Source organism: Modestobacter marinus (assembly GCF_019799945.1).
Lineage (GTDB): Bacteria > Actinomycetota > Actinomycetes > Mycobacteriales > Geodermatophilaceae > Modestobacter > Modestobacter marinus_B.
On the sequence record NZ_JABGCH010000058.1, the window covers coordinates 1 to 8,616 of the forward strand.

Genomic DNA, 8,616 nt, shown 5'->3' on the forward strand with positions numbered 1-8,616 from the left:
ACTAACCTGACACCGCACCCGGGTGGGGACTTTCGATGAGCACCCCTGGGGACATTCGGCGAGCGCCATCAAAGCGCTCGGCGCAGGGCACGTCCTTGCCGTACGGGCTGATGCACGCGATCACGGGCACGGGCTCGTCGCCGTCCGGCCGGAACACGTCGGCGATCGGCCCGCTCGCCCAGCGACCTCGACGTCCTTGTCGATCCGCATCAGGCCGGTCGACCGGGTCGTCGACGCCCATGTCGAAGGGGTAGTCGCTGCCGAGCGTGACCTGGCTTGGGCCCATGACGGAGACGACGTGGCGCAGCTGTTCCGAGGTGTAGACGAGGGAGTCGATGAACGTCCGGCGCAGCAGCGCCGACGGTTCAAGGGCAGCCGAGGGCGTCGGCGGCCTCGGTAAGGGAGTCGACGACGACGTCCCAGTCCTGCTCGGCGGTCAGGTCGGTGGTCTGGTCGGGCCCGTGCTCGTGGGGCCGGGCGACGAAGACGGTGCGCAGGCCGGTCGCTCGCGCTGCCGCAAGGTCACCGTTGTGGGCCGCGACCATGGCGACCTGCTCGGGGCGCAGGCCCACCGCCTCAGCCGACCGCAGGTAGGTCTGGGGCATCGGCTTGTAGCTGTGGCTGATCTCGGCGCCGGTGATCACGTCCCAGGGCAGGCCACCGAAGCGGGCCAGCCGCATCATCCCGGCGATGGAACCGTTGGACAGCGGCCCGATCGCAAATGGCTGCTTGAGCCGGGTGAGACCGGCGACCGCGTCCGGCCAGGGGTCGAGCTTCTCCCACGCGGTGTTCAACTCGGTGAGCTCGAGATCTGCGATGGCACCGAAGTCCACGTCGTGGCGGGCCAGCACGGTCTCCAGGTTCTCCCGGTGGAGCAGGTCCAGCTTCACCCAGGGCCGGTCACCGGCACGCACCCGCTGCATCGCCGGCTGGTACAGCGACCGCCACTCATCGGCGAAGGCCAGCGGATCGATGTCGATGCCGTGCTCGGTCAGGAACGGCTCGGCGGCGCGGGCGACGCCCGACCGCCAGTCCACCACCGTGCCGAACACATCGAAGCCCAGGAAGCCGACGTCGCTGAAGTCGTGTGTCATCGCAGATCTCCTCCCATCGCGTCGCACCGCACCCCGTACAACACTCCGCGGTCGGCGTGCCGAAGGTGCAGACACCCGGTCGTCAGCGCCGGAGGTGGCCGTGGAGCGAAGGCCGGGCGCAGCCAGCCGCCTGGGCATCGTCGGCCGAGGAATGGCCCGCGGCGGCCGCCTCCCGGATCAGCGTCGACCAGCGGTCGATCACGGCGTGGGACGCAGCCCAGGCGGCCGCGTGCCCGGCGGACCTGCTGCCGTGCCCGGCCGTGAGATCGGCAACCCGCCGACGGGCATCCGTCGGGCCGCGGCCACCCCGCAGCTCGGCCGGCACCCAGGCCCGCCGCTTCCCGTCCACCCACGCACCGTAGCCGCGGCGCGGCCGAGGCGTCGCTCAGTCGAGCAACCGAAGCTGATCCGCCGGGTGCCAGCCCAGCTCGGCACCCTCCAACAGCGTGCCGCGGTACAGCGTCGCCACGCCCAGCCATGTCGCGTCCGCCGTTGACATCAGTCGACGCTAGGCCGCCGTCGCCCCGTTCAGCCCCAAGCCGGCCCAACGCGTCCCGGCGCCGTCGCAACTCCCGGGCACTGGAGAAGGCACAAGATTGAGAGGCACACACCACCTTGGTGGTCGCCACTCCCCCTGATGCCGAAAGCGGGCCTGGGCCCTTTGACGTCGGGCCAGGGGCGCTTGGACCCGGCGATCGGGATGCAGGCCCGCCCCCCTACGCGGTCGTGACGCGGAAGGGGCGGGCATCCTGCCACCCATCGCGCACCAGTCTCGTATCCCCTGGCCGAAGCGGCTATCTGAGTTCCCGGTCAGTCCGTGGGCGATTTCGACGAGGGGAGCCGCGGGCCCGTCGCGCCGGCCCCTCCCCCAGCCAGACACTGCACCGGGAAGCCGCCCTGGACGGGTAAGGGTGGACTACTGGTGGTCAAACCGGCCCCGTGAACCAGTCAGGGCCCGGTCCGGACAGGATCTGAACCTGCGACCCCTTGACCCCCAGACGTACGCAGCGTGTTCACGGCAGTACGCCGATGTTCGTTCACGCAGCTCAGGCGGCATACGGAACGGTCACGAAGCGCGCCGAACGACCCCTGACGAGGAACAATGGTGGCCAGCCGCGGGTCGATCGCCGAGGTGACTGTCGGCCTCGATGCACGCGCCGCGAGAGTGTCATCACCGGTGACCGCAGGGCCCTGGCGTCGGGACTGGTCGCGCCCAGCTGGGCGGGAGCATCTGCTTCGGGACTGTCTCGGCCTCAGCGGCGCCAACATGGGTCCCCTCGGGAAGGCGGTCATGCGTCGCCACGGTGCGGCCCATAGGGATACCCAACACTTGAGAGGTTCAGCCGCAGGCCGCCACCAGGAGGTCAGCGCGCTGCCAGTTCGCTGGGCACCTCCGGAGCGGCCCACGGCCCCCAACGCGCCGCGCAGGGCCTCACCGACGCGACGCTGGGGGCAGTGTCCCCCCGCGGGGCCGCACCCGGTCGGCGTCGACCCAGCGCAGTTACGTCTCCCCGAACCCGGTCGACCAGCGGCAGTACCGTCCCGGGGCAAGGCCTCGCTGCCGACCTCGCCGACCAGCCGGTCCGGGTCCCGGGGGATGCACTGGGGTCCACCTGGGCATCCATTCTCTGCCGTCAAGGCCCGGAGGCGCTGGCAGCGGTGACGAGTGCCGAGCCGACGACCAAGGAGGCAGCGTCGACATGATGGCCGTTCCCGACCCCGCCGCCGTCGATGTGCCCGGCGCACCGGTTCCGCTGTCCCGGCTGGTGCTCGGCACCATGACCTTCGGCGACACGGTGAACGCCGGAGGAGCGGCGGCCATGCTCGACGCGGCCCTCGACGCCGGGCTTACCGGCGTGGACACAGCCAACGGGTACGCCGACGGTCAGACCGAGGTCATCCTCGGAAACCTCATGGCGACCCGACGCGACCGGATGGTCCTGGCGACCAAGGCTGGGATCCCCCATCCCGACGCCGGGGAGTCCGCACCACTGTCAGCCGCGGGCCTACGTGCGTCCCTCGAGGGCTCGTTGCGGCGGCTCCAAGTGGAGCGTGTCGACATCTTCTACCTGCACCAGCCTGACCGGGCGACGCCCATCCACGAGACGCTCACGGCGGTCAAGGAGGCGATGGACCGCGGGGAGATCGGAGCACTGGGTGTCTCGAACTACGCGGCCTGGCAGATCGCCGAGCTCAATGCTGCCGCTGACGTGGTCGGCTGCCCGCGGCCGGTCGTCGCCCAGCAGTTGTACAACCTCGTCGCCCGCCGGATCGAGGAGGAGTACCTCGAGTTCGCCCGCGTCAGCGGCCTTCTCACGATGATCTACAACCCCCTCGGTGGAGGACTGCTCACCGGGAAGCACTCGTTCACCGCTGCCGGCACCGGCCGGTTCGGCGACTCACGGCTCGCCCGGATGTACCGGGACCGCTACTGGACCCCGGAACTCTTCGCGGCCGTCGAACGGCTTGCCGAGATCGCTGACGACGCCGGTATGGCCCTGCCCGAACTGTCCCTGCGCTGGCTGGTGAACTCGCCCGACATCGGTGCGGTCCTGCTCGGCGGCTCGCGGGTCGAGCAGTTGCAGCAAAACATCGCCGCTGCCGCAGCGGGACCCCTCCCAGCGGATGTCGTCGCCGCGTGCAACGAGGTCGGGGCATCGCTGCGCGGCCCGATGCCTGCCTACAACCGTTGACCTTCTGATCTGGCTCCCATAAGTGGCCAGACATGTCCCATCGCCGCGTCGTTTACCGCCTGCTGCGGGGCCCAGGCGCCGCGCCGAACACACACATGGTCCGTCCGGAGCTCACCTCCAGCGGTGGGCGGCACGTGATGCCCGGCGCCATCAGCGCACGACCACCAGGAGGTCTCCACCTTCGACCTGCGTCACGGGGCCGATGGCGGCACGGTGGACGGTGCCGGCGACCGGGGCGGTGATCGCGGCCTCCATCTTCATCGCCTCGATGGTCGCGACCGCCTGCCCGGGCTCGACCGTGTCGCCCTCCTTGACCTGCAGGGTGACCACTCCGGCGAACGGTGCCGCGACCTGGCCGCGGTCGCTGCGGTCGGCCTTCTCGGCGGCCTTGACCGCGGCGTCGACCGAGCGGTCGCGGACCGAGACCGGCCGCAGCTGGCCGTTGAGGCTGCACATCACCGTGCGCATGCCCCGCTCGTCGGCGTCGGACACGGCCTCGACGCCGATCAGCAGTCGCACACCCCGCTCGAGGTCGACGGGGTGCTCGACGCCGGAGCGCAGCCCGTAGAGGAACTCCTTGGTGGGCAGCACGGAGACGTCGCCATAGGAGTCGACGTGCGCCTCGTACTCGCGAGTCGGTCCCGGGAAGAGCAGCCGGTTGAGCGTCTGCCGGGGCTGCTCGACCAGCCCACGCTCGTCGTCGGCGGAGAGTTCGGCCGGGGGCTGTTGGGGTCGGCGGCCCTCCAGTGCGCGGCTGCGGAAGGGCTCTGGCCAGCCGCCGGGCGGGTCGCCGAGCTCGCCGCGCAGGAACCCGATGACCGAGTCGGGCAGGTCGTACTTGCCGGGTTCGGCGGCGAAGTCCTCGACGCTGACGCCGGACCCGACGAGCTGCAGGGCGAGGTCGCCGACCACCTTGGACGACGGCGTTACCTTGACCAGCCGGCCCAGCAGCCGGTCCGCGGCGGCGTAGGCGTTCTCGACCTCCTCGAACCGCTGGCCCAGGCCCAGGGCGATGGCCTGCTGGCGCAGGTTGGACAGCTGCCCGCCGGGGATCTCGTGGGTGTACACGCGCCCGGTGGGTGCGGGCAGGCCGGACTCGAACGGCGCGTAGACCCGGCGCACGGCCTCCCAGTAGGGCTCCAGGTCGTTGACCGCGGCCAGGTCCAGGCCGGTGGCCCGTTCGGTGGTGTCGGTGGCGGCCACGATCGCCGACAGCGGTGGTTGGCTCGTCGTCCCGGCCATGGAGGCCACCGCGCCGTCCACCGCGTCCACCCCGGCCTGCCAGGCCGCCATGAGGGTGGCCAGCTGGCCGCCGGCGGTGTCGTGGGTGTGCAGGTGCACCGGCAGGTCGAAGCGCTCCCGCAGCGCCGTCACGAGCTGCGCGGCAGCGGGTGGCCGCAGCAGCCCGGCCATGTCCTTGATCGCCAGCACGTGCGCGCCGGCGCCGACGATCTGCTCGGCGAGCCGCAGGTAGTAGTCCAGCGTGTAGAGGTCCTCGCCCGGGTGGGAGAGGTCGCTGGTGTAGCAGAGCGCAACCTCGGCGACCGCCGTCCCGGTCTCGCGGACGGCGTCGATCGCCGGGCGCATCTGGGTGACGTCGTTGAGCGCGTCGAAGACCCGGAACACGTCGATCCCGGTGCGCGCGGCCTCCTCGACGAACGTCGTGGTGACCTGCTCGGGGTAGGGCGTGTAGCCCACCGTGTTGCGGCCGCGCAGCAGCATCTGCAGGCAGGTGTTCGGGACCGCCTCCCGCAGTGCGGCCAGCCGGTCCCACGGGTCCTCGTGCAGGAACCGCAGCGCGACGTCGTAGGTCGCCCCGCCCCATGCCTCCAGGCTGAACAGCTGCGGGGCGGTGCGGGCGACGTGCCCGGCCACCGCCAGCAGGTCCCGGGTGCGCACCCGGGTGGCCAGCAGCGACTGGTGGGCGTCGCGGAAGGTGGTGTCGGTGACCGCCAGCGCCGTCTGCACCCGCAGCTGGGCGGCGAACCGCTCGGGCCCCAGCTCCCGGAGCCGCTCCCGGGAGCCCGCTGGCGGAGGGACACTGAGGTCGACGGTGGGCAGCTTGCTGACCGGGTCGACCAGGTGCGGCCGCTCGCCGTGCGGCTGGTTGACCGTCACGTCGGCCAGGTAGGTCAGCAGCCGGGTGCCGCGGTCGGCCGACGAGCGCGCGGTCAGCAGCGCGGGCCGTTCCTCGATGAAGGACGTGGTGATTCGCCCGGCGGCGAAGTCCGGATCGTCCAGCAGCGCCTGCAGGAACGGGATGTTGGTGGCCACCCCGCGGATCCGGAACTCGGCCACCGCGCGGCGCGCCCGGGCCACGGCGATGTCGAAGGTGCGGCCACGGCAGGTCAGCTTCACCAGCAGCGAGTCGAAGTGCGCCTCGACCTCCGCGCCCAGCGAGGCGCCGCCGTCCAGCCGGATCCCGGCGCCGCCGGGCGAGCGGTAGGCGGTGATCCGGCCGGTGTCCGGGCGGAAGCCGTTGGCCGGGTCCTCTGTGGTGATCCGGCACTGCAGCGCCGTCCCCCGCAGCACGATCGACTCCTGCGACAGACCCAGGTCGACCAGCGTCTCCCCCGCCGCGATCCGCAGCTGGGACTGCACCAGGTCGACGTCGGTGACCTCCTCGGTGACCGTGTGCTCGACCTGGATCCGCGGATTCATCTCGATGAACACGTGCCGGCCGGAGGCATCCAGCAGGAACTCCACCGTGCCGGCGTTGACGTAGCCGATCGCCCGGGCGAACGCGACCGCGTCAGCGCAGATCCGCTCCCGTAGCGCGGGGTCCAGGTTCGGCGCCGGGGCCAGCTCGACCACCTTCTGGTGCCGGCGCTGCACCGAGCAGTCCCGCTCGAACAGGTGCACCACGTTCCCCGAACCGTCGGCCAGGATCTGCACCTCGATGTGCCGCGGGTCGACGACGGCCTGCTCGACGAAGACGGTGGCGTCCCCGAACGCGGCCTCGGCCTCCCGCATCGCCGCCCGCACCGCGCTGGCCAGCTCCGCCGGTTCCGCCACCCGCCGCATGCCGCGCCCGCCCCCGCCGGCGACCGCCTTGACGAACACCGGGAACGGCATGTCCCCGATGGAGGCCAGGACGGTGTCCAGGTCGTCGCTCGGCGCGGTCGACGCCAGCACCGGCAGCCCGGCATCCCGCGCCGCAGCGATCGCCCGCGCCTTGTTGCCAGTCAGCTCCAGCACGGACGCTGGCGGGCCCACGAAGGAGATCCCCTCCCGCTCACAGGCCGCTGCGAGCTCCGGGTTCTCCGACAGGAACCCGTAGCCGGGGTACACCGCGTCCGCCCCGGCCCGCCGTGCCGCGCCGACGACTTCCTCGACCGACAGGTAGGCCCGCACCGGGTGGCCCTCCTCGCCGATCTGGTAGCTCTCGTCGGCCTTCAGCCGGTGCACCGAGTTGCGGTCCTCCCACGGGAACACCGCCACCGTGGCCGCGCCCAGCTCATAGGCCGCGCGGAACGCCCGCACCGCGATCTCACCCCGGTTGGCCACCAGGACCTTGGCGAACATGTCTTACCCCCACAGTTGTCGTCGTTGGTCGCCGCCGCCCCTGCGGTGCAACGACGAGAAGGTGCTGGACCAAGCGGGTGTGCCGAAGAGAGACGGCTGACGGTCAGCTCAGTGGGGTCTCTGACCGAGGCACGGTCGGCGAGCTCGGGCCGCCACCCGCGGGGGCGGGAGCGGCCGAGCCCGCGGCGGGTCAGTGGATGTGCGAGCCGCCGTTGACGTCGTAGGTGACGCCGGTGATGTAGCCGGTCTCCTCGCGGCACAGGTAGGTGATGAGGTCGGCGACGTCGTGGACGGTGCCGTTGCGGCCGACGGGGATCCCGGCGACGAGCGCCGCCTTGCGCTCCCCCTCGAGCGCCCCGCCGGTGATGTCGGTGTCGATCAGCCCCGGGGCGACGGCGTTGACCGTCACGCCGTCGGGACCCAGCTCGCGGGCCAGCGCGCGGGTGAAGCCGAGCTGGGCCGCCTTGGCCGCGGAGTAGGCAACACCGCCGAACACGCCGCCGCCCCGCTCGGCCGACACCGACGCCAGGAACACGATGCGCCCGAAGCCGCGCTCGGCCATGCCGGGGGCGACCCGGCGGGTGATGTTGTACGCGCCGCGCACGTTGACCGCGAAGATGCGGTCCCACTCCTCGCCGGTGACCTCGAGGAAGCGCGTCGGTGACGTGATGCCGGCGTTGTTGACCAACGCGCCGACGGGGGGCGCTGAGTCGTCGAGAGCGGCCAGCGCGCTCTCGACGGACGCCTCGTCGGTGACGTCGCAGCCGATGCCGACGGCCTGGACACCCCGCTGCTCGGCGATCTCCTGTGCGGCGTCCTTGGCGCTGGCCTCGTCCAGGTCGAGGATCGCGACGTTCCAGCCGGCGGCGGCCAGGGTGTGGGCCGTGGCGCGGCCGATGCCGCGCGTGGAACCGGCTCCGGTGACGATGGCGGTCTTGTCGGACACGGACATGGGTTTCTCCAGGGACTGTGGGATGTGTGGAACGGAAGGTCTGGTCACAGGCCTCGAGCCTGCAGCCGGGTGGTCGTGCAGTGGACTGGACCGGCTCGCCGGTCGCCGTCGAGTGCAGGCGCCGACTGGAGCCTGCTCGACTCCGCTGCCCGGCGGTGGTCAGCGTGTCGACCGCCGCCGGGCGTCCACCTGCCTCGTGGTGACGTGCAGGTGTCGGATCAGGCCGTGGCCGGGTCCGGATCGGCCGCCCAGGGGGCGTGCGTGCCGCCGCTCATCTCCGCCTTGACCTTGGCGACGATGGCGTCGGTGGACAGGCCGTAGCGGTCGTGCAGGGTGGGCAGGGCGCCGGCGG

At 71.9% G+C, this 8,616-nt stretch carries 6 protein-coding genes; 1 reads left to right on the forward strand and 5 read right to left on the reverse strand.

All coding sequences use genetic code 11. From position 1 onward, the window contains the following. Window position 1: 1 nt before the first annotated feature. From HK417_RS23705 to HK417_RS23715, 3 genes are all read right to left on the reverse strand, one after another. Window positions 2–286 (reverse strand): hypothetical protein, encoded by a 285-nt coding sequence (locus tag HK417_RS23705; RefSeq protein ID WP_222272942.1) that lies wholly within the window; start codon window positions 284–286, stop codon window positions 2–4. Window positions 287–365: 79 nt separating this feature from the next. Further along, window positions 366–1,094 carry a haloacid dehalogenase type II gene (locus HK417_RS23710; RefSeq protein WP_222272945.1) on the reverse strand — a complete coding sequence of 243 codons (729 nt, stop codon included), beginning with the start codon at window positions 1,092–1,094 and terminating at the stop codon, window positions 366–368. A gap of 82 nt (window positions 1,095–1,176) precedes the next feature. After that, window positions 1,177–1,443, reverse strand: a complete 267-nt coding sequence (locus HK417_RS23715) for a hypothetical protein (RefSeq protein ID WP_222272948.1) — start codon at window positions 1,441–1,443, stop codon at window positions 1,177–1,179. 1,351 nt (window positions 1,444–2,794) lie between these two features. Between HK417_RS23715 and HK417_RS23720 the strand changes: the two genes are divergently transcribed. Beyond that, on the forward strand, window positions 2,795–3,787 hold the full coding sequence (locus HK417_RS23720) for an aldo/keto reductase (protein ID WP_222272951.1): 993 nt from the start codon (window positions 2,795–2,797) through the stop codon (window positions 3,785–3,787). A gap of 150 nt (window positions 3,788–3,937) precedes the next feature. On the opposite strand, the gene HK417_RS23725 is transcribed toward HK417_RS23720, so the two are convergent. Both HK417_RS23725 and HK417_RS23730 read right to left on the reverse strand, forming a co-directional pair. Next, complete coding sequence (locus HK417_RS23725) at window positions 3,938–7,312, reverse strand: pyruvate carboxylase (protein WP_222272954.1); 3,375 nt, start codon at window positions 7,310–7,312, stop codon at window positions 3,938–3,940. Window positions 7,313–7,502: 190 nt separating this feature from the next. Continuing rightward, window positions 7,503–8,264: an SDR family NAD(P)-dependent oxidoreductase gene (locus HK417_RS23730; protein ID WP_222272957.1), complete on the reverse strand. Its 762-nt coding sequence runs from the start codon at window positions 8,262–8,264 to the stop codon at window positions 7,503–7,505. Window positions 8,265–8,616 lie beyond the last annotated feature (352 nt).